General features: G+C 69.1%; 18 protein-coding genes. 15 read left to right on the top strand and 3 right to left on the bottom strand.

Going from position 1 to position 18,248, the window contains the following annotated elements; translation table 11 throughout:
- The first annotated feature begins 205 nt into the window (after positions 1-205).
- From cysT to KF708C_RS18425, 12 genes are all read left to right on the top strand, one after another.
- Positions 206-1,150 carry a sulfate ABC transporter permease subunit CysT gene (gene cysT, locus KF708C_RS18480; protein WP_020202696.1) on the top strand — a complete coding sequence of 315 codons (945 nt, stop codon included), beginning with the start codon at positions 206-208 and terminating at the stop codon, positions 1,148-1,150.
- Position 1,151: 1 nt separating this feature from the next.
- A complete protein-coding gene (cysW, locus tag KF708C_RS18475) occupies positions 1,152-2,090 on the top strand; it encodes a sulfate ABC transporter permease subunit CysW (RefSeq protein ID WP_059412881.1) in 939 nt (312 codons plus the stop codon).
- The gene (locus KF708C_RS18470) at positions 2,087-3,211 is read left to right on the top strand and encodes a sulfate/molybdate ABC transporter ATP-binding protein (RefSeq protein WP_020202698.1); all 1,125 of its coding nucleotides are present in this window, start codon (positions 2,087-2,089) and stop codon (positions 3,209-3,211) included. Before cysW ends, KF708C_RS18470 begins: the two co-directional genes overlap by 4 nt.
- On the top strand, positions 3,208-4,155 hold the full coding sequence (locus KF708C_RS18465; RefSeq protein WP_020202699.1) for a CysB family HTH-type transcriptional regulator: 948 nt from the start codon (positions 3,208-3,210) through the stop codon (positions 4,153-4,155). The genes KF708C_RS18470 and KF708C_RS18465 overlap by 4 nt, the downstream gene beginning before the upstream one ends.
- 251 nt (positions 4,156-4,406) lie before the next feature.
- On the top strand, positions 4,407-4,613 hold the full coding sequence (locus KF708C_RS18460; RefSeq protein ID WP_059412880.1) for a LiaI-LiaF-like domain-containing protein: 207 nt from the start codon (positions 4,407-4,409) through the stop codon (positions 4,611-4,613).
- A gap of 234 nt (positions 4,614-4,847) precedes the next feature.
- On the top strand, positions 4,848-6,047 hold the full coding sequence (locus KF708C_RS18455) for a sensor histidine kinase (protein WP_059412879.1): 1,200 nt from the start codon (positions 4,848-4,850) through the stop codon (positions 6,045-6,047).
- 54 nt (positions 6,048-6,101) lie between these two features.
- Complete coding sequence (locus tag KF708C_RS18450; protein WP_059412878.1) at positions 6,102-6,938, top strand: LytR/AlgR family response regulator transcription factor; 837 nt, start codon at positions 6,102-6,104, stop codon at positions 6,936-6,938.
- Positions 6,939-7,030: 92 nt separating this feature from the next.
- Positions 7,031-7,528: a ribonuclease E activity regulator RraA gene (gene rraA / locus KF708C_RS18445; RefSeq protein WP_059412877.1), complete on the top strand. Its 498-nt coding sequence runs from the start codon at positions 7,031-7,033 to the stop codon at positions 7,526-7,528.
- A gap of 2 nt (positions 7,529-7,530) precedes the next feature.
- On the top strand, positions 7,531-7,953 hold the full coding sequence (locus KF708C_RS18440) for a gamma-glutamylcyclotransferase family protein (RefSeq protein ID WP_059412876.1): 423 nt from the start codon (positions 7,531-7,533) through the stop codon (positions 7,951-7,953).
- Positions 7,954-8,052: 99 nt separating this feature from the next.
- Positions 8,053-9,024: an alpha/beta fold hydrolase gene (locus tag KF708C_RS18435; protein ID WP_020423760.1), complete on the top strand. Its 972-nt coding sequence runs from the start codon at positions 8,053-8,055 to the stop codon at positions 9,022-9,024.
- A 385-nt stretch (positions 9,025-9,409) separates the two neighbouring features.
- Positions 9,410-10,702 (top strand): isocitrate lyase, encoded by a 1,293-nt coding sequence (gene aceA, locus KF708C_RS18430; RefSeq protein ID WP_020202706.1) that lies wholly within the window; start codon positions 9,410-9,412, stop codon positions 10,700-10,702.
- 444 nt (positions 10,703-11,146) lie between these two features.
- Entirely contained in the window at positions 11,147-11,899 is a 753-nt protein-coding gene (locus tag KF708C_RS18425) for a M48 family metallopeptidase (RefSeq protein WP_081651378.1), read from the top strand.
- Between the two features lie 129 nt (positions 11,900-12,028).
- Here the strand turns inward: KF708C_RS18425 and KF708C_RS18420 are convergent, their stop codons facing one another.
- Both KF708C_RS18420 and KF708C_RS18415 read right to left on the bottom strand, forming a co-directional pair.
- The gene (locus KF708C_RS18420; RefSeq protein WP_020202708.1) at positions 12,029-12,463 is read right to left on the bottom strand and encodes a universal stress protein; all 435 of its coding nucleotides are present in this window, start codon (positions 12,461-12,463) and stop codon (positions 12,029-12,031) included.
- Between the two features lie 108 nt (positions 12,464-12,571).
- On the bottom strand, positions 12,572-13,519 hold the full coding sequence (locus tag KF708C_RS18415; protein WP_156173877.1) for a LysR family transcriptional regulator: 948 nt from the start codon (positions 13,517-13,519) through the stop codon (positions 12,572-12,574).
- A gap of 251 nt (positions 13,520-13,770) precedes the next feature.
- Between KF708C_RS18415 and KF708C_RS18410 the strand changes: the two genes are divergently transcribed.
- Together KF708C_RS18410 and aceB are read left to right on the top strand one after the other, a co-directional pair.
- Positions 13,771-14,472 (top strand): haloacid dehalogenase type II, encoded by a 702-nt coding sequence (locus KF708C_RS18410; protein ID WP_020202710.1) that lies wholly within the window; start codon positions 13,771-13,773, stop codon positions 14,470-14,472.
- 43 nt (positions 14,473-14,515) lie between these two features.
- Complete coding sequence (gene aceB / locus KF708C_RS18405) at positions 14,516-16,102, top strand: malate synthase A (protein ID WP_020202711.1); 1,587 nt, start codon at positions 14,516-14,518, stop codon at positions 16,100-16,102.
- Between the two features lie 94 nt (positions 16,103-16,196).
- Here the strand turns inward: aceB and KF708C_RS18400 are convergent, their stop codons facing one another.
- Positions 16,197-17,093 carry a LysR family transcriptional regulator gene (locus tag KF708C_RS18400; RefSeq protein ID WP_020202712.1) on the bottom strand — a complete coding sequence of 299 codons (897 nt, stop codon included), beginning with the start codon at positions 17,091-17,093 and terminating at the stop codon, positions 16,197-16,199.
- Between the two features lie 118 nt (positions 17,094-17,211).
- On the opposite strand from KF708C_RS18400, the gene KF708C_RS18395 reads away from it, so the two are divergent.
- A complete protein-coding gene (locus KF708C_RS18395) occupies positions 17,212-18,129 on the top strand; it encodes a dihydrodipicolinate synthase family protein (RefSeq protein ID WP_059412874.1) in 918 nt (305 codons plus the stop codon).
- Positions 18,130-18,248 lie beyond the last annotated feature (119 nt).

Genomic DNA, 18,248 nt, shown 5'->3' with positions numbered 1-18,248 from the left:
ATTCGTTCTGTTTATAAGGACGTATCTGCAGAATTTGTCTCGTAGGCCGGTGCGTTATGCGCCGGCGTCATAAAGAAGCCGCCAGCGGTTTCCCGTTCCGCCCCCCTGCAAGCCCGGCCGCCCAGTGCGCCTGCCAGGCGCGCGCAGCCGGTGCGCGCGTGACGGGCAGGGCGCGGGCGGATACAGACGGCGCTCACGAGACGATATGCCTCCCTCGATTTCCCTGGCGGACAACCCGCCCCCGGCCCGGCCGGATGCCCCGCAGGCGCACGGACGCCTGCCCGGCAAGACCAGCCGGCGGCATTTCACGGTGCTGCCCGGCTTCGGCCTGTCGCTGGGCTTCACGCTGTTCTACCTGACGCTGATCGTCCTGATCCCGCTGTCGGCCACCTTCCTCAAGACCTTCACCATGAGCTGGGAAGCGTTCTGGGGCGCGGTGACGGCACCGCGCGTGGTGGCCTCGCTGGAGCTGAGCTTCGGCGCCTCGCTGATCGCCGCCATCGTCAATACCGTGTTCGGCCTCGTGGTGGCGTGGGTGCTGGTGCGCTACCGCTTTCCGGGCAAGCGCCTGATCGACGCGCTGGTGGACCTGCCGTTCGCGCTGCCGACCGCGGTGGCCGGTATCGCGCTGACCGCGCTGTATGCCGGCAACGGCTGGATCGGCCGCTACCTGGAGCCGCTCGGCATCAAGGTGGCGTTCACCCCGCTGGGCGTGGTGGTGGCGCTGACCTTCATCGGGCTGCCGTTCGTGGTGCGCACGGTGCAGCCGGTGCTGGAGGACGCGGAGCAGGAGCTGGAAGAGGCCGCCGCCAGCCTCGGCGCCACGCGCCTGCAGACCTTCGCGCGCGTGATCCTGCCGACCATCCTGCCGGCGCTGCTGACCGGCTTCGCGCTGTCGTTCGCGCGCGCCACCGGCGAGTACGGCTCGGTGGTGTTCATCTCCGGCAACATGCCGATGGTCTCCGAGATCGCGCCGCTGATGATCTATTCGAAGCTGGAGCAATACGACTACGCGGGCGCTACCGCGGTGGCGGTGGTGATGCTGGTGATCTCGTTCGCGCTGCTGCTGCTCATCAACGTGCTGCAGGCATGGACGCGCCGCCACCACACGGCCGGGCGCGCCGCCGCGGCGCAGGAACAGGAGAGCTGAGATGGCCGGCATCGTCACCAAGGGCCTGGGCGGCCGCGCCCAGCCCGCCGCGCATTTCGCGGACGCTACCGCGGAGGCGCCGTGGGTGCGCTACACGCTGATCACGGTCGCGGTCCTGTTCCTCGCGCTGTTCCTGTTCATCCCGCTGGCCTCGGTGTTCTACGAGGCGCTGCGCAAGGGCGTGCAGACCTATTTCGATTCGCTGGTCGAGCCCGACGCGGTGGCCGCGATCCAGCTCACGCTGCTGGTGGCCGCCATCGCGGTGCCGCTCAACGTGGTGTTCGGCGTGTCGGCGGCATGGGCCATCGCCAAGTTCGAGTTCCGCGGCAAGAACCTGCTGACCACGCTGATCGACCTGCCGTTCTCGGTCTCGCCGGTGATCTCGGGGCTGGTCTACGTGCTGCTGTTCGGCGCGCAGGGCTGGCTCGGACCGTGGCTGGAAGCGCACGACATCAAGATCATGTTCGCGGTGCCGGGCATCGTGCTGGCCACCATCTTCGTGACCTTCCCGTTCGTCGCGCGCGAGCTGATCCCGCTGATGCAGGCGCAGGGCAGCGAGGAGGAAGAGGCCGCCATCGTGCTGGGCGCGTCCGGCTGGCAGACCTTCCGGCGCATCACGCTGCCCAACATCCGCTGGGGCCTGCTGTACGGCGTGATCCTGTGCAACGCGCGGGCGATGGGCGAGTTCGGCGCGGTGTCGGTGGTGTCGGGCCACATCCGCGGGCTGACCAACACCATGCCGCTGCACGTGGAGATCCTCTACAACGAATACAACTTCGCGGCGGCCTTCGCGGTGGCCTCGCTGCTGACGCTGCTGGCCCTGGTCACGCTCGGCATCAAGACGCTGGTGGAATACCGGGCGCGCCGCGAGCACGCCGAAGACGAGAATATCGCGCCGGAGAACCCGGGCGCGGGCAATTTGCAAGGACAGGCATCATGAGCATCCAGGTCAGGAATGTGCAGAAGCGCTTCGGCAATTTCGTCGCGCTCGACGACGTCTCGCTCGATTTCGACGAAGGCCAGCTGACGGCGCTGCTGGGGCCCTCGGGCTGCGGCAAGACCACCCTGCTGCGCATCATCGCCGGGCTGGAGCGCGCCGACGCGGGCCAGGTCCTGCTGGAAGGCCGCGATGCCTCCAACCAGCACGTGCGCCAGCGCCAGGTGGGCTTCGTGTTCCAGCACTACGCGCTGTTCAAGCACATGACGGTGTTCGAGAACGTGGCCTTCGGCCTGCGCGTGAAGCCGCGCGGCGAGCGCCCGGCCGAGGCGCAGATCCGCGAGAAGGTGCGCTCGTTGCTGGAGCTGGTGCAGCTCGACTGGCTGGCCGACCGCTATCCGCCGCAGTTGTCCGGCGGCCAGCGCCAGCGCATCGCGCTGGCCCGCGCGCTGGCGGTGGAGCCGCGCGTGCTGCTGCTCGACGAGCCGTTCGGCGCGCTCGACGCCAAGGTGCGCAAGGAACTGCGCCGCTGGCTGCGCCGCCTGCACGACGAGCTGCACGTGACCAGCGTGTTCGTCACCCACGACCAGGAAGAGGCGCTCGAGGTGGCCGACCAGGTGGTGCTGATGAACCGCGGCCACGTGGAGCAGGCCGGCACGCCGGAGGCGGTCTACAACCACCCGGCCACGCCGTTCGTGTTCGGCTTCCTCGGCAACGTCAACCTGTTCCACGGCCGCCTGGAAGTGGGCGAGCGCGGCGGCCTGCTGCACACCGGCGAGGCGATCCTGCCGGTGGTCGGCAGCGGCCACGAGACCGCCGGCGACGCGGTCGCCTACGTGCGCCCGCACGACCTCGACCTGGAGCGCTACGCGCCGGGCGCCGAGGGCATCGCCGTGACCCTGCGCCGCGCGCTCACGCTCGGCCCGGTGGCCCAGCTCGAGCTCGAGCGCGAGGACAACCAGGAAGTGATCGAGGTGGCCCTGCCGCTCGAGCGCTTCCGCCACCAGGGCTTCCGCGAAGGCGAGCTGCTCGCGGTGCGGCCGCGCCAGCTGCGCGTCTTTGTCCAATCCGAATCGTCAACCCGCGCGCCGGCCAAGCCCGCGCCCGCAGGAGCCGCACAATGAACTTCCAGCAACTGCGTTCGATCCGCGAGGCGGTACGCCGCCAGTTCAACCTGACCGAGGTCGCCAACGCGCTCTATACCTCGCAGCCCGGCGTGTCGCGCCAGATCCGCGAGCTCGAGGAAGAGCTCGGGGTGGAAATCTTCGAGCGCTACGGCAAGCGCCTGACCGGCCTGACCGAGCCCGGCCGCGAGATCGTGCGGATCGTGGAGCGGCTGCTGCTCGAGGCCGAGAACCTGCGCCAGGCCGGCGACGAGTTCGCCGGGCGCCACACCGGCCGGCTGACCGTGGCGACCACCCACACCCAGGCGCGCTACGCGCTGCCCAAGGTGGTGCAGAGTTTCCGCCGCGCCTATCCGCACGTGACGCTGGCGCTGCAGGAAGCCTCGCCGGCGCATATCGTGGAGCTGCTGCTGACCGGGCAGGCGGACATCGGCATCGCCACCGAGGCGGTGGCCAGCGAGGCCGGCCTGACCTCGTTCGAGGCCTATAGCTGGCAGCACGTGCTGGTGGTGTCGCCCGGGCATCCGCTCACGCATGTGCCCGAGCCGACGCTGGAAGACATCGCCGGCTTCCCGATCATCACCTACGACGCCGGCTTCACCGGCCGCCGCAAGATCGACGGCGCGTTCGCCGCCGCCGGCCTGCAGCCGGAGATCGTGCTGACCGCGATGGACGCCGACGTGATCAAGACCTACGCCGAGCTGGACCTGGGCGTGGGCATCATCGCCTCGATGGCCTACGACGAGCGCAAGGATGCCGGCCTGGTGCGGATCTCGGCCGACCACCTGTTCGAGCCCAACACCACCAGCGTGGCCGTGCGCCGCGGCGCCTACCTGCGCGGCTACGCGCACGCCTTCATCAACATGTTCGCGCCGCACCTGTCGCGCGACACGGTCAGCAACGCGCTGTCCGAGCCGGCCGGCGGCCCCGCGGTCGAGGCCTGAGCGCCGGCGCCGGCCACGGCGCGCACGTTCTCCGGGCTGTTGCGCCGCCGCCGTCACTGGCGGCGGCGCCGTATCCGGCGGTGCCGCTCGCGCCGCATCCTCGCGCTTCGCGCTCCCGATCCTCCATTCGTCGCACGCCACTTCCGCCATGCACGCGGCAGGCGTACAGTTCGTGCAGTACGTGGCGGATCACTCTGGCGCAGCACCATGCGGCGACACGACCGCGGAAAGACGAACGAGGCGAGCGCAACATGACACGAGGCCGTGGCGGCAGGGGGCTGCTGCTCCCCATCATCCTGATCGCGCTGGGCGCGCTGTTCCTGGCGCGCAACGCCGGCATGCTGCCCGTGCGCGCCGTTCGCGACGGCTGGCCGCTGATCCTGGTCGCGCTCGGCGCCGGGCTGCTGGCGCGCCGGCTGGTGCCGCGCCGCGCCGCGCGGCGGGAGCCGCGGCCGTGAGCGCCCGCCCTGCATGGCTGCGCAGCGCGTGCCTGCGTGCCGGGGTGGGTGGGCATGCACGGAGGCCGGCCGTCGGCGGCGCATGGCGATGAGCCTCCCTTACAATAGGTTTTCGCCGGCCCGCCCGCGGCACCCGCGCAGGCCGGCGCGGCTTCTGTTCTTACCGATGTCACCGATCCTGCTGATTTCGCCGGCCTGGCCGGCACCCGAGCCTCGTATGGAGCTTCCGTCCTCATGAAATCGCTGGGCCGCTGTCCGGCCGCCATGCCTTCGCGCGTTTCCATCCTCGGGCGCGACCTCGTGTTCGTGCTGTGCATGAACACCGTGATCGCCGTGAGCCTGAACTATGGCTTCCGCACCGGCGGCTCGCTGTTGCACAACTTCGTCTACAGCCACCTGATCGGCCTGTCGATCTGGCTGCTGATCGACGTCGCCCGCGTGTTGATCTGGTGGAACGAGCGCCCCACGCGCTGGCCGTTCATCTGCCTGGCCGCGGTCGCCGTGCCGCTCGGGGTGCTGCTGGGCAGCTGGGCCACGCGCATCGTGCTGGGCGAGCCGGCCAAGTCCTTCCAGGAAGCCAGCGACATGCTGCGCATGTGCCTGGTGGTGGGCATGCTGGCGGCGGCCAGCATGATCTATTTCTACTGGTCGCGCGAGAAGCTGGCGCACCTGGAGCGGCAGGCCGCGCTGGACGCGCTGCAGCGCGAGGAGGCCGAGAAGCAGCTGGTGCGCGCGCAGCTGATGGCGCTGCAGGCGCAGATCGAGCCGCATTTCCTGTTCAACTCGCTGGCCAACCTGGATTGCCTGATCGCCACCGACCAGAAGGCCGCGCGGCGCCTGCTGCAGCGGCTGATCGGCTTCCTGCGGATGTCGCTGGCGCACACGCGCGCCGAGCAGTGCACGCTGCGCCAGGAGTTCGAGCTGCTGCGCAGCTATCTCGACATCCAGGGCCTGCGCTTCGGCACGCGCCTGAACTACAGCATCGACCTGCCGCCGGAGCTGGCGGAAGTGGAGATCCCGCCGATGCTGATCCAGCCGCTGGTGGAAAACGCGGTCAGCCACGGCATCGAGCCGTGCATGCATGGCGGCAGCATCGCGCTGTCCGCGCGCGCGCTCGGCGCCGGCGCGGTGCAGGTGGTGATCGCCGACACCGGCGTGGGCTTCGGCCACGCCGTGACCAAGGGCTCGGGCCTGGGGCTGACCCACGTGCGCGAGCGCCTGGCGCGCATCTTCGGCGCGGCGGCCGGCATGCAGATGGAGGAGAACGCGCCGCGCGGCGTGATCGTGCGCCTGACGCTGCCGGTGATGCGCGCGCCGGCCGCCGCCGTGCCCACGCCGGCACAGTCGCAGGCGCCGGCCGGCGGCATCGGCGCCGGGCTGGCCCCGGTGGCGCGTGCCGCCGTGCGGGGGGCCGCCCCGGCCTCGCATTCCTGACGCGCCGGGCACCGCCGGCGCCGTCCCGTTTTCCGACAGTCCATTACCGTTGCCATGTCCCCGACCTTGTTGATCGCCGACGACGAGCCGCTGCTCGCGCGCGCGCTGCATGCCGAACTGAGCGGCCTCTGGCCCGAGGCGCGCATCGTCTCCGTGGTGCACGATGGCGTGTCCGCGCTGGAGGCGGCGCGCCAGCACGGGCCGCAGGTGGCCTTTCTCGACATCCGCATGCCGGGCATGAGCGGCATGGATGTGGCGCGCGAGCTGATGGCGTTCGATCGGCCGCCGCTGGTGGTGTTCGTCACCGCCTACGACCAGTTCGCGCTCGAGGCCTTCGAGCGCGAGGCCGTCGACTACGTGCTCAAGCCGGTGCAGCCGGATAGGCTCGAAGCCACCGTGCAGCGTCTCAAGGGGCGGCTGGCCGAGCATGCCCAGGCCAGCGAGGAAGCCGGCGCGGGCGGGGCGGCGCTGGACGCCGCGCGCCTGGCGCAGCTGCTGGCGCGGCTGGAGACGCTGGAGCCCGGCGGCGGCGCGCAGCCGCCGGCTGCGGGGCCGGCGCAGCACGGCTACCTGCGTTTCATCAAGGCGCTGGTGGGGCAGGAGATCCGCATCATCCCGGTCGACGAGGTGATCTACCTCGAAGCCACCGACAAGTACGTCAACGTGGTCTCCACCGGCGGCGAGGCGCTGATCCGCACCAGCCTGCGCGAACTCTCGCAGCAGCTCGATCCCGAGCGCTTCTGGCAGATCCATCGCGGCACCGTGGTCAACATCGACTGCGTGGCCAGCGCCGTGAACCAGTCGCTCGGGCGGCTCGCGCTGAAACTGCGCAACCGCTCCGAGACCCTGGCGGTGGCGCGCCAGTACGCCTACCTGTTCAAGCAGATGTAGTGCCCGGGGGCATGCCTGCCGCGGGCGGTTTTCCTCTATGATGCGGCCCGATACCCGATGCTTTTTCCACTCTCACGAATCAGGAGCCGCCCATGAACTTTGCAACCACCGATCTGTGCGATGACAACGAAGACCGCCTGGCCGACGGCACGCTGCGCGTGCTGACGCCGGGGTTCCGCCATTTCGGCAAGCGCGCGGTCTTCGCCGGCCCGGCCGCCACGCTCAAGGTGTTCGAGGACAACTCGCTGGTGCGCGAGGCGGTGGAGTCGCCCGGCAACGGCCGCGTGCTGGTGGTCGACGGCGGCGGCTCGCTGCGCTGCGCGCTGGTGGGCGGCAAGCTCGGCGTGCTGGCCGAGAAGAACGGCTGGGCCGGCATCGTCGTCAACGGCTGCGTGCGCGACAGCGCGGAGCTGGACGCATGCGACATCGGCGTGCGCGCGCTGGCGCTGCATCCGCAGAAAAGCCAGAAGCGCAACATCGGCGAGCGCGAGGTGACGGTGCAGATGCCCGGCGCGGTGGTGCGCCCCGGCAACTGGATCTATGCCGACGCCGACGGCGTGCTGGTGGCGGACGGCAAGCTGGAGGGCTGAGCATGCCGGTGGTCTTTGTCTACGGCACGCTGCGCGCCGGCGAGGTCAACGACCTCAACGCCGCCGCGCGCCGGCACGGCATCGCGGCGCCGCGCCTGCTGGGCAGCGCCACCGTGCCGGGCCGGCTCTATGACTTCGGCAGCTATCCCGGGCTGGTGCCGGACGCCGACGCGCCCGGCGTGGCCGGCGACCTCTATGAAGTGGACGCCGCGCTGGTGCCGGTGCTCGACGAGATCGAGGAGGTCTACCCGGGCCAGGCCTCGCTGTTCGTGCGCGAGGAGCGCGCGGTGTCCGCCGCCGGCGGGCCGGTCGTCTGCCTGCTGTATCCGGTGGCCGAGTCCGCCGTGGCCGGGCTGCCGCGCATCGCGTCGGGAGACTGGGTGGCGTACCGCCGCGCGCGCGAGGCCGGCCTGCGCCAGGCCTGAGCGCGCCGCCGTTTCAAACGGCATGGCCGGTGCTCGCCGCGCCCGCGCGGCTGGCGTAGCATCGGCAACCATTCCATCACCCGATGTCATGGTCCGCGCATGCTTTCTTCCCCGCTTCCCTCCGAGGCCGCGCCCGCCCGGCTATCCGTCCGGTCCGGCGATGTCCGCCTCGCCGTCCAGACCTGGGGCGACCCGTCGCGCCGCGCCATCGTGCTGGTGCACGGCTATCCCGACAACAGCGCGGTCTGGCACGGCGTGGCGCCGCTGCTGGCCGATGACTACCACGTGGTTGCCTACGACGTGCGCGGCGCGGGCGCGTCGTCGGCGCCCGCGGGCGTGGCCGCCTACCGGCTGGAGCGGCTGGCGGAGGACTTCGGCGCGGTGATCGATGCGGTGTCGCCCGGCGCGCCGGTGCATCTGGTCGGGCACGACTGGGGCTCGATCCAGTGCTGGGAGTTCGCCACCGAGCCGCGCCTGCGCGGGCGCATCGCCTCGTTTACCTCATGCTCCGGCCCCTGCCTCGACCATGCCGGCCACTGGATGCGCGGCAACCGCCGGCTCTCGCGCGCGGCGCTGGCGCGCTCGCTGCGGCAGGCGCTCTCGTCCTGGTACATCTATGTATTCCACCTGCCGTGGCTGCCGGAGCTGAGCTGGCGGCTGTGGATGGGCCGCGCGTGGCCGCGCTACCTGAAGCTGTCGGAGGGCGTGGCGGCGCGGCCCAGCCCCACGCAGGTGGCCGACGGCTGCCACGGCCTGGCGCTGTACCGCGCCAACATGCTGCGCCGGCTGCTCGCGCCGGGCGAGCGCCATGCGCACGCGCCGGTGCAGGTGATCGTGCCGCTGCGCGACCGCTACGTCAGCCCGGCGCTGTCGGCGGACCTGTCGCGCTGGGTGGGACGGTGGTGGCGCCGCGAGGTGGCGGCGCGGCACTGGCTGCCGCTGGCCGACCCGGCCGGCATGGCCGCCATGATCCTGGAGCTGGCCCGGCATGTCGACGGCGCTCCCGAGGCGCAGGCGCTGCAGCGCGCGCGCATGCCGGACGGGCAGGGCGCCGGTGCGGCGGCGGCGTGATCGCCCCGCATGCCATCTTCCACTTTTTCACAATGCGGAATGTCGTTTTGAGCCACAAAAAATGTGGCTGCGTAGCACAACGGTCGTTTCTCATGATGGGAGATGTCGTGCCGTATCGTGAAATTACATTTATAAGATACTGATTTTATTTAATAAAAAAACTTAGCAAGGACTGCATTCCGACCTGTTGCGACGCGGGACGTTTCCCTACACTCTTATATAAGACACATGACCTGAGACGCGAAAAACGGGGGTGGCGAGGCAGCAGGAAACGGCCTCCGCAAGCATCCCCGCGGCGTCCCGGTTGGCTGCCAGGTATCGGTGCCCGGCAGGCCTGTCGCAAGTTTTCTTACGCCATACCCGTCTCAATCACTAGGAGAGTGCAATGTCCCGCGAACAAGAAATCCAGAAGCTGCAGAAGGAATGGGAAACCAACCCGCGCTGGAAGGGCGTGAAGCGCAACTACAGCGCCGCCGACGTGGTGCGCCTGCGCGGCTCCGTGCAGGTCGAGCACACCCTGGCCCGCCGCGGCGCCGAGAAGCTGTGGCACCTGCTGAACACCGAGCCGTTCGTCAACACGCTGGGCGCGCTGACCGGCAACCAGGCCATGCAGCAGGTCAAGGCCGGCCTCAAGGCCATCTACCTGTCGGGCTGGCAGGTCGCCGGCGACGCCAACCTGGCCGGCGAAATGTACCCCGACCAGTCGCTGTACCCGGCCAACTCGGTGCCGCAGGTGGTCAAGCGCATCAACAACACCTTCCAGCGCGCCGACCAGATCCAGTGGAGCGAAGGCAAGGGCGACACCGACTACTTCGCGCCGATCGTGGCTGACGCGGAAGCCGGCTTCGGCGGCGTGCTGAACGCCTTCGAGCTGATGAAGTCGATGATCGAAGCGGGCGCGGCCGGCGTGCACTTCGAAGACCAGCTTGCCTCGGTCAAGAAGTGCGGCCACATGGGCGGCAAGGTGCTGGTGCCGACGCGCGAAGCCGTCGCCAAGCTGACCGCCGCGCGCCTGGCCGCCGACGTCTCCGGCGTGCCGACCCTGGTGATCGCCCGCACCGACGCCGAAGCGGCCGATCTGCTGACCTCGGACGTCGACGACAACGACAAGCCGTTCTGCACCGGCGAGCGCACCGTGGAAGGTTTCTACCGCGTGCGCAACGGCCTGGAGCAGTCGATCTCGCGCGCGCTGGCCTATGCCGAAGTGGCCGACCTGGTGTGGTGCGAAACCGGCAAGCCGGACCTGGAATTCGCCAGGAAGTTTGCCGAAGCCGTGCACGCCAAGTTCCCGGGCAAGCTGCTGGCCTACAACTGCTCGCCGTCGTTCAACTGGAAGAAGAACCTCGACGACGCCACCATCTCCAAGTTCCAGAAGGAACTCGGCGCGATGGGCTACAAGTTCCAGTTCATCACGCTGGCCGGCTTCCACTCGCTGAACTACTCGATGTTCAACCTGGCCTACGGCTATGCCCGCAACCAGATGAGCGCCTTCGTCGAACTGCAGGAAAACGAGTTTGCCGCGGCCGAGAAGGGCTTCACCGCCGTCAAGCACCAGCGCGAAGTCGGCACCGGCTACTTCGACGCCGTGACCCAGACCATCGAAGGCGGCCAGTCGTCGACCACCGCGCTCAAGGGCTCGACCGAGGACGAGCAGTTCTTCGACAAGAAGGTGGCCTGAGTTTCCCGGGGCCCCGGCCCCGGAGTTGCAGCATGGCAGGATAACCAGAACGATACCTGCTCACCTTGAAGGACGTGCGACCATCGCGTCCTTCAATTAGGCGCCGCGCCGTGCCTCTCTCGGAGGGACGGCGCGGCTTTTTGTTTTCCGGCGCGGGGATGTGGATCAGGGGCTAGGAAAGATCGCGTGGGTCGATGCGAAATATCCGAAAAATATTAAAAATTGTGTCGTTGTCGATTCAGACGTTTCCAATTCACTTTCGATGATTTCGGCGATATGATGCCGCTGCGTGTCCGGAAGAGCACGCAGGGAAGCGCCGGCGAGCCACCGGCGCCGTCCCTTGGGGGCGGGCCTTCGGGCCATGCCTCCGGGTCGTTCATTCGCGTCATCCATCCGTGTTGCCGGCGCAGTTTCCGGCCGGTGCGCATCCAACAAGACAACTCCATGAAGCACACACTTTCCCTCGTGGCCGTCGCCGGCCTTTCCGCTCTCGTGGTCGGCTGTGCCGGCACCAATGTCGACGGCATGGTGGGCGCGGGCACCTCGATGTTCAAGGCGGCCTCGCTCGGCGACGCGGACGTCAAGTCGATGTCCGACCAGGCCTGCGCCGAGTCCGACAAGACCAACAAGATCGCCGCGGCCAACAGCGCCTATGGCAAGCGCCTGGCCAAGATCATGGCCGGCCTGCAGTCGACCGACATCTCCAACGTCAATGCCAAGGTCTACCTGACCAAGGACGTCAACGCCTGGGCGATGGCCAACGGCTGCGTGCGCGTGTACAGCGGCCTGATGGACATGATGACCGACGACGAAGTGCGCGGCGTGGTGGGCCACGAACTGGGCCACGTGGCGCTGGGCCACACCAAGAACAAGATGCAGGTGGCCTACGCCGCAATGGCCGCGCGTGGCGCGCTGGCGGCCAGCGGCAGCGGCGCGGTGGCCACGCTGTCGTCCTCGCAGCTGGGCGAGCTGGGCGAGCAACTGATCAACGCGCAGTTCTCGCAGACGCAGGAAAGCGCCGCCGACGACTACTCGTTCGACGTGCTGACCAAGAACAAGGCCAACACCCGCGGCCTGGTCACGGCCTTCCAGAAGCTGGCCAAGCTCGACGGCGGCAAGTCCAGCATGTTCTCGTCGCACCCGGGCTCGGCGGACCGCGCCAAGCACATCGAGGACCGCATCAAGCAGGGCAGCTGACCCGGCGCCGGCCTCGCGCCGGCGTCTTCCGCGCATGCAAGAAAGGCTGGCCGCCCGTTACCGGGCGGCCAGCCTTTTTTCCTTGTTTCCGCCGCCGTGGGCTACAAGCCAGCGCCGGAGGAAGGCGGATCAGCGGTACACGATCACGGGAATGTCGGTATGCGTGAGCACCTTCTGCGTCTCGCTGCCGAGCAGCAGGCCGGACAGGCCGCGCCGGCCGTGCGAGGCCATGAAGATCACGTCGCAGCCGTGGCGCTCGGCCGCGTCGATGATGCCGAGGTAGGGCACCGCGAAGGTCGTCATGTCGCAGTCGAAGGCGATGCCGTCGGCCGCGGCGGCGCTTTCCACTTCCTTCAGGTACAGCCGCGCCTGGCTCTCGACGCGGTCCTTGAAGGCCTGCGGGGCTTCCACCACGATCTCGCTGAAAGGCGTGTAAGGGTATTCCTCCAGGCACACATAGGCGGTGACGCGCGCCTTGATCGTCTTGGCCAGTTCCAGCGCGCCGTCGATGGCTTTCTTGGACAGTTCGGAACCGTCGGTGGGTAGCAGGATGTGCTTGAACATGCTGGACTCCTTTGGGGCAACGAGGCAGTAAGGGGGCGGTGCGCCGCATCAGGAGCAGGTCCAACGGCGCCTGCCCTTGATGCATTGTAGGCAGAGGTGGCGCATGGGTCATTGGCCTATATCAAATTCCTCCGCGGCGTGGGCCTCGCCGGCCCGGCGCCAGTAGGCCGGGTTGCCGTAGGTGTTCTTCAGGTGGTCGATGAACAGCCGCACGCGCAGCGGCAGGTGCTTGCGCTGCGGGAAGACCGCGTGGATGCCGATCGGCGGCGCCTGGAATTCGTCCAGCACCGTGACCAGGCGGCCGCTGGCGATCTCCTGCCCGACCTCCCACCAGGAGCGCCACGCCAGCCCGTGCCCCTGCAGGCACCAGGCATGCAGCACCGCGCCGTCGGTGCATTCCATCGAGCCGCCCACCTTGACCATGAGCGGCTTGCCGCCTTGCTGGAAGGCCCAGCCGCGCTGCACGTTGGCGCTCGCGCCGAAGGCCAGGCAGTTGTGCCGCGCCAGGTCCTCGGGCGCGGCCGGCACGCCGGCGCGCGCCAGGTAGGCGGGGGCGGCCACCACCACGCGGCGGTTCTCGGCCAGGCGGATGGACACCAGGCTGGAGTCGGGCAGGTCGCCGAGCCGGATGGCGCAGTCGAAGCCCTCGTTGACGAGGTCGACCACGCGGTCCGACAGGTCCAGCGTGAGCGTCACGTCCGGGTGCGACTCGATGAACAGCGGCACCAGCGGTGCCACGTGCCTGCGGCCGAAGCCCGCCGGCGCGGTCACGCGCAGGTGGCCGCTGGCCTTGACGCCGCCGGCCGAGACGCTGGCCTCGGCGTTGTGCAGGTCGTTGAGGATGCGCTGGCAGTCTTCCAGGAAGGCCGAGCCTTCGAAGGTCAGGCTGATCTTGCGCGTGGTGCGCAGCAGCAGCTTCACGCCCAGGCGCTCTTCCAGCGCGTCGATGCGGCGCCCGATGATGGCGGGCGCCACGCCCTCGGCGGCGGCGGCGGCGGACAGGCTGCCGCGCGCGGCGACCGAGACGAAGGTCTCCAGTTGCTTGAAATGATCCACGAATCTCGCCGGTGTGTGCCTCATGCCGCCCGGCGGGCAGCGTGCCGGGCAATGGAGTGGATTTGGTGCCTATTCTTATTACCGTCAGCGAAGATTAGTAGTGTAAAAGTAAAAGATCAAGTGACCCGCAACGGCTATGCCGCGGTGCGGCGCCTACCTACAATGCATGCATTCACTGGTGTACAGGCCGCGCGGCACGGATGAGCGATGCGCGCCGGCCTGACGCGATCGTCCGAGGAAGCCCCAGGCTCATGCACAAGATCCGCGCAGTCGTCTTCGATGCCTACGGCACGCTGTTCGACGTGTATTCCGTCACCGCGCGCGCCGAACAGCTCTTTCCCGGCAAGGGCGAGGCGCTGGCGCTGCTGTGGCGCGAGCGCCAGATCGACTACACCCGCATCCGCTCGCTGGCCGGCCCGGACGGCGCGCACTACAAGCCGTTCTGGCCGATCACGGTGGACGCGCTGCGCTACGCCGCCGAGCGCCTGCAGCTGGACCTGGGCCCGGCCGCCGAAGCGCAACTGCTCAAGGAATACGCCTGCCTGTCGGCGTTCCCGGAGAACCTCGGCGCGCTCAAGCGCCTGCGCGCCGCCGGGCTGCCGCTGGGCATCCTCTCCAACGGCAACCCGGAGATGCTCGACATCTCGGTCAAGAGCGCCGGCATGCACGGCCTGTTCGAGCACGTGCTGTCGGTCGACGCGGTGCGCCTGTACAAGACCGCGCCGGCCGCCTACGCGCTGGCCCCCGCGGCCTTCGGCGTGGCCCCGGCCGAGATCCTGTTCGTCTCGTCCAACGGCTGGGACGCATGCGGCGGCGCCTGGTACGGCTTCACCGCTTTCTGGATCAATCGTGCCGGCCATCCGGCCGAGCGGCTCGACGTGAGCCCTGCCGGCACCGGGCACGACATGAACGACCTGCTGCAATTCGCCCGCACCCGCGGCGTGGCGCTCTGACGGCAGGCAACCCGAACCAACCATCGAACACAGGAGAACACAGATGGCCATCACGCTGCCTGCGGGCATGAAGATCACCGGCGAGATCCTGCCGGCCTATGAAGACATCCTTTCGCCGGCGGCCCTGGCCCTGGTGGACAAGCTGCACCGCGCCTTCGAGCCGCGCCGCCAGGAACTGCTGGCCGCGCGCGTCGAGCGCACCAAGCGCCTGGACGCCGGCGAGCTGCCCGACTTCCTGCCGCAGACCAGGAGCGTGCGCGAAGGCGACTGGAAGGTCGCGCCGGTGCCGCCCGCGCTGCATTGCCGCCGCGTGGAAATCACCGGCCCGGTCGAAGCCAAGATGGTCATCAACGCGTTCAACTCGGGCGCCGACAGCTACATGACCGACTTCGAGGACTCCAACACTCCCAACTGGCACAACCAGTTGCAGGGCCAGGTCAACCTCAAGGCCGCCGTGCGCCGCACGCTCACGCTGGACTCGAACGGCAAGCACTACAAGCTGAACGACAAGATCGCCACGCTGCAGGTGCGCCCGCGCGGCTGGCACCTCGACGAAAAGCACGTCACCATCGACGGCCAGCGCGTCTCCGGCGGCATCTTCGACTTCGCGCTGTTCGTGTTCCATAACGCGAAGGAACAGATCGCCCGCGGCGCCGGCCCGTTCTTCTACCTGCCGAAGATGGAAAGCCACCTCGAAGCGCGCCTGTGGAACGATGTCTTCGTCATGGCGCAGAACGAGATCGGCCTGCCGCAGGGCACCATCAAGGCCACCGTGCTGATCGAGACCATCCTGGCCGCGTTCGAGATGGAAGAAATCCTGTACGAGCTGCGCGAGCACAGCGCGGGCCTGAACGCCGGGCGCTGGGACTACATCTTCTCGTGCATCAAGAAGTTCAAGGTCGACAAGAACTTCTGCCTGGCCGACCGCGCCAAGGTCACGATGACCTCGCCGTTCATGCGCGCGTATGCGCTGCTGCTGCTCAAGACCTGCCACAAGCGCGGCGCGCCCGCGATCGGCGGCATGAGCGCGCTGATCCCGATCAAGAACGATCCGGAGAAGAACGCGGTGGCCATGCAGGGCATCATCAACGACAAGAAGCGCGACGCCACCGACGGCTACGACGGCGGCTGGGTGGCCCACCCGGGCCTGGTCGAGCCGGCCATGAAGGAATTCGTGGCGGTGCTGGGCGACAAGCCCAACCAGTTCGGCAAGCAGCGCGACGACGTCAGCGTGTCGGCCAAGGACCTGCTGGACTTCCAGCCGGAAACCCCGATCACCGAGGCCGGCCTGCGCATGAACATCAACGTCGGCATCCATTACCTCGGCTCCTGGCTGGCCGGCAACGGCTGCGTGCCCATCCACAACCTGATGGAAGACGCCGCCACCGCCGAGATCTCGCGCTCGCAGGTGTGGCAGTGGATCCGCTCGCCCAAGGGCAAGCTGGAAGACGGCCGCAAGGTGACGGCCGAGATGGTGCGTGGCCTGATCCCCGAGGAACTGGCCAAGGTCAAGGAAGTGGTCGGCGGCGAGACCAGGACCTACGACCGTGCCGCCCAGATCTTCGAGCAGATGTCCACGTCGGAAGACTTCGCCGAATTCCTGACGCTGCCGCTGTACGAAGAAATCTGATGCCGTAGCCGCGCGCCGGGACCATCCCGGCGCATGGCAAGCCGGCCACGCCGCGCCGCCCCTGGACAGGGGGCGGCGCGTTTTTTTGTCCCGGCTACGCGGATGCCGGGAAGGTTTCCTGCAGCAGCGCGCGCACCGTGTCGGCCACGCCGTGCTGGCTGCCGCGGCGCCATGCCAGGTGCAGCTCCACGTCCAGCCCCGCGGCGTCCTCGAGCGGGCGGAAGGCCACGCCGGCATACCCGAGCCGGTGCGCGGACTGCGGCACCAGCGCCACGCCCATGCCGGCGTCCACCAGCGACAGGATGGAGTGCGTGTGGCTCAGCGTCTGCACGGTCTCGGGCGCCACGCCCTCGGCGCGCAGCCGGCCCGCCACCACCTCGTACAGGTAGCGCGACTCCGACGGGCAGAACTCGATGAACGGCTGCCCCTCCAGCGACCGCAGCGTGAGCGCGGCGCAGGTCATCAGCGCGTGCCCGACCGGCGCCGCCAGCACGAACGGCTCGCGCAGCAGCGGCGCCGACAGCGCGAAGCTGCGCGGCGCGAACGGCCGCACCACGCCGAGCTCGATGCGGCCCGCGCCGATCGCCTCCAGTTGGGCGTCGGTCTGCATCTCGCGCAGCGACACGTGGACGTCGGGGAATTTCGCGCCGATGGCCGACAGCAACTGCGGCAGCAGCGTGAAGCTGGCGGCCGGGATGAAGCCCATCGTCACGCTGCCGGCGTCGGCCCGCATGGCGCGCCGCGCGGCCAGCGTGGCGGCCTGGCTGCGGCGCAGGATGTCTTCCGCCTCGCGCAGGAAGGTGGCGCCGGCCAGGGTCAGCCGCACGGTGCCACCCGAGCGCTCCAGCAGGCGCACGCCCACCTCATGCTCGAGCAGCTGGATCTGCCGCGTGAGCGGCGGCTGTGTCATGTTCAGCAAGGCAGCCGCCCGGCCGAAATGCAGCTCCGTCGCCACGGCGACGAAGCTGCGCAGATGCGAAAGCTGGAACACGATTCAATTCTTGTATTGCGGCATCGCCTGTTTGAATTGGACGCCGCGCCCGCTTCCTTCTTAGAGTGGCACCTCCTGACTCTTGCGTCTTTTGAGTCTTTTCCTCTGGGAGATAAAGGTGGCAACTTTCGAAGGCCCGGCGCTGCGCAGGGCGCTTGACGGCATTTCCGGCATTCTGGTCACGCCCTTCGACGCAGATGATACCGTTTCGCCGGCGCCGCTCGCGCCCGTGGTGGATCGCGCGGTCGAAGCCGGCGTGCACGTGCTGGTCGCCAACGGCAACACCAGCGAGTTCTACGGGCTGCGCGAGCAGGAAGCCGTGCAGATGGTGCAGGTGGCCGCCGAGTGCGTGGCCGGCCGCGTGCCGCTGCTGGCCGGCGTGGGCCGCAGCGTGCACGAGGCCTGCGCGCTGGCGCGCGCCTCGCGCCAGGCCGGCGCCGACGCGCTGATGGTGCACCAGCCGCCCGATCCGTTCGTGGCGCCGCGCGGCGTGGCGGCCTACGTGCGCCGCATCGCCGAGGCGGGCGAGGGCCTGCCGCTGGTGCTCTACCTGCGCAACGACAACATCGGCCTGGCCGCGATCGAGGCGCTGTGCCGCATCCCCGGCGTGATCGGCGTGAAGTGGGCCTCGCCCACGCCGCTGGTGCTGGCCGAAGCCATGCGCCGCACCGCCGATCTCGGCCTGGCCTGGGTCGGCGGCCTCGCCGAGGTCTGGGCGCCGCCGTTCTACGCGGTCGGCGCGCGCGGCTTCACCTCGGGCCTCATCAACGTGCTGCCGGAGCGCTCGGTGGCCATCCATGCCGCGCTCGAAGCCGCCGACTACGCGCGGGCGATGCGCCTGATCGGCGAGATGCTGCCGTTCGAGGAACTGCGCGCGCAGGAGAACAACGGCGCCAACGTCACGGTGGTCAAGGCCGCGCTGCGGATCATGGGCAACGACTGCGGCGCCACGCGGCCGCCCTCGGCGTGGCCGCTGAACGCGGGCCAGCAGGCGCAGTTGCAGGCGCTGCTGGCGGGCTGGGGCCTGGCCCGCTGATCCGGCGATCCGCCGATCCGCCCGTTTTCCCCGATTCCCGCATCTCCGACCCCCGGCGGGGGCATCGTTTCCCCGCCGGCCCGAAGCACGACACAACACACCGGTTTCACCCGCAGGAG

Origin of the sequence: Cupriavidus basilensis, from assembly GCF_000876015.1 — a bacterium.
In the GTDB taxonomy this organism is placed as follows: domain Bacteria; phylum Pseudomonadota; class Gammaproteobacteria; order Burkholderiales; family Burkholderiaceae; genus Cupriavidus; species Cupriavidus basilensis_B.
Note: the sequence above shows the minus strand (reverse complement) of the source record. Positions and strands in the feature narration are given on the sequence as shown.

What these genes read in the sequence shown, in the direction of transcription:
- cysT (WP_020202696.1), top strand. Translation starts at nt 206, where the DNA reads ATGCCTCCCTCGATTTCCCTGGCGGACAACCCGCCCCCGGCCCGGCCG.
- cysW (WP_059412881.1), top strand. Translation starts at nt 1,152, where the DNA reads ATGGCCGGCATCGTCACCAAGGGCCTGGGCGGCCGCGCCCAGCCCGCC.
- KF708C_RS18470 (WP_020202698.1), top strand. Translation starts at nt 2,087, where the DNA reads ATGAGCATCCAGGTCAGGAATGTGCAGAAGCGCTTCGGCAATTTCGTC.
- KF708C_RS18465 (WP_020202699.1), top strand. Translation starts at nt 3,208, where the DNA reads ATGAACTTCCAGCAACTGCGTTCGATCCGCGAGGCGGTACGCCGCCAG.
- KF708C_RS18460 (WP_059412880.1), top strand. Translation starts at nt 4,407, where the DNA reads ATGACACGAGGCCGTGGCGGCAGGGGGCTGCTGCTCCCCATCATCCTG.
- KF708C_RS18455 (WP_059412879.1), top strand. Translation starts at nt 4,848, where the DNA reads ATGAAATCGCTGGGCCGCTGTCCGGCCGCCATGCCTTCGCGCGTTTCC.
- KF708C_RS18450 (WP_059412878.1), top strand. Translation starts at nt 6,102, where the DNA reads ATGTCCCCGACCTTGTTGATCGCCGACGACGAGCCGCTGCTCGCGCGC.
- rraA (WP_059412877.1), top strand. Translation starts at nt 7,031, where the DNA reads ATGAACTTTGCAACCACCGATCTGTGCGATGACAACGAAGACCGCCTG.
- KF708C_RS18440 (WP_059412876.1), top strand. Translation starts at nt 7,531, where the DNA reads ATGCCGGTGGTCTTTGTCTACGGCACGCTGCGCGCCGGCGAGGTCAAC.
- KF708C_RS18435 (WP_020423760.1), top strand. Translation starts at nt 8,053, where the DNA reads ATGCTTTCTTCCCCGCTTCCCTCCGAGGCCGCGCCCGCCCGGCTATCC.
- aceA (WP_020202706.1), top strand. Translation starts at nt 9,410, where the DNA reads ATGTCCCGCGAACAAGAAATCCAGAAGCTGCAGAAGGAATGGGAAACC.
- KF708C_RS18425 (WP_081651378.1), top strand. Translation starts at nt 11,147, where the DNA reads ATGAAGCACACACTTTCCCTCGTGGCCGTCGCCGGCCTTTCCGCTCTC.
- KF708C_RS18420 (WP_020202708.1), bottom strand. Translation starts at nt 12,463, where the DNA reads ATGTTCAAGCACATCCTGCTACCCACCGACGGTTCCGAACTGTCCAAG.
- KF708C_RS18410 (WP_020202710.1), top strand. Translation starts at nt 13,771, where the DNA reads ATGCACAAGATCCGCGCAGTCGTCTTCGATGCCTACGGCACGCTGTTC.
- aceB (WP_020202711.1), top strand. Translation starts at nt 14,516, where the DNA reads ATGGCCATCACGCTGCCTGCGGGCATGAAGATCACCGGCGAGATCCTG.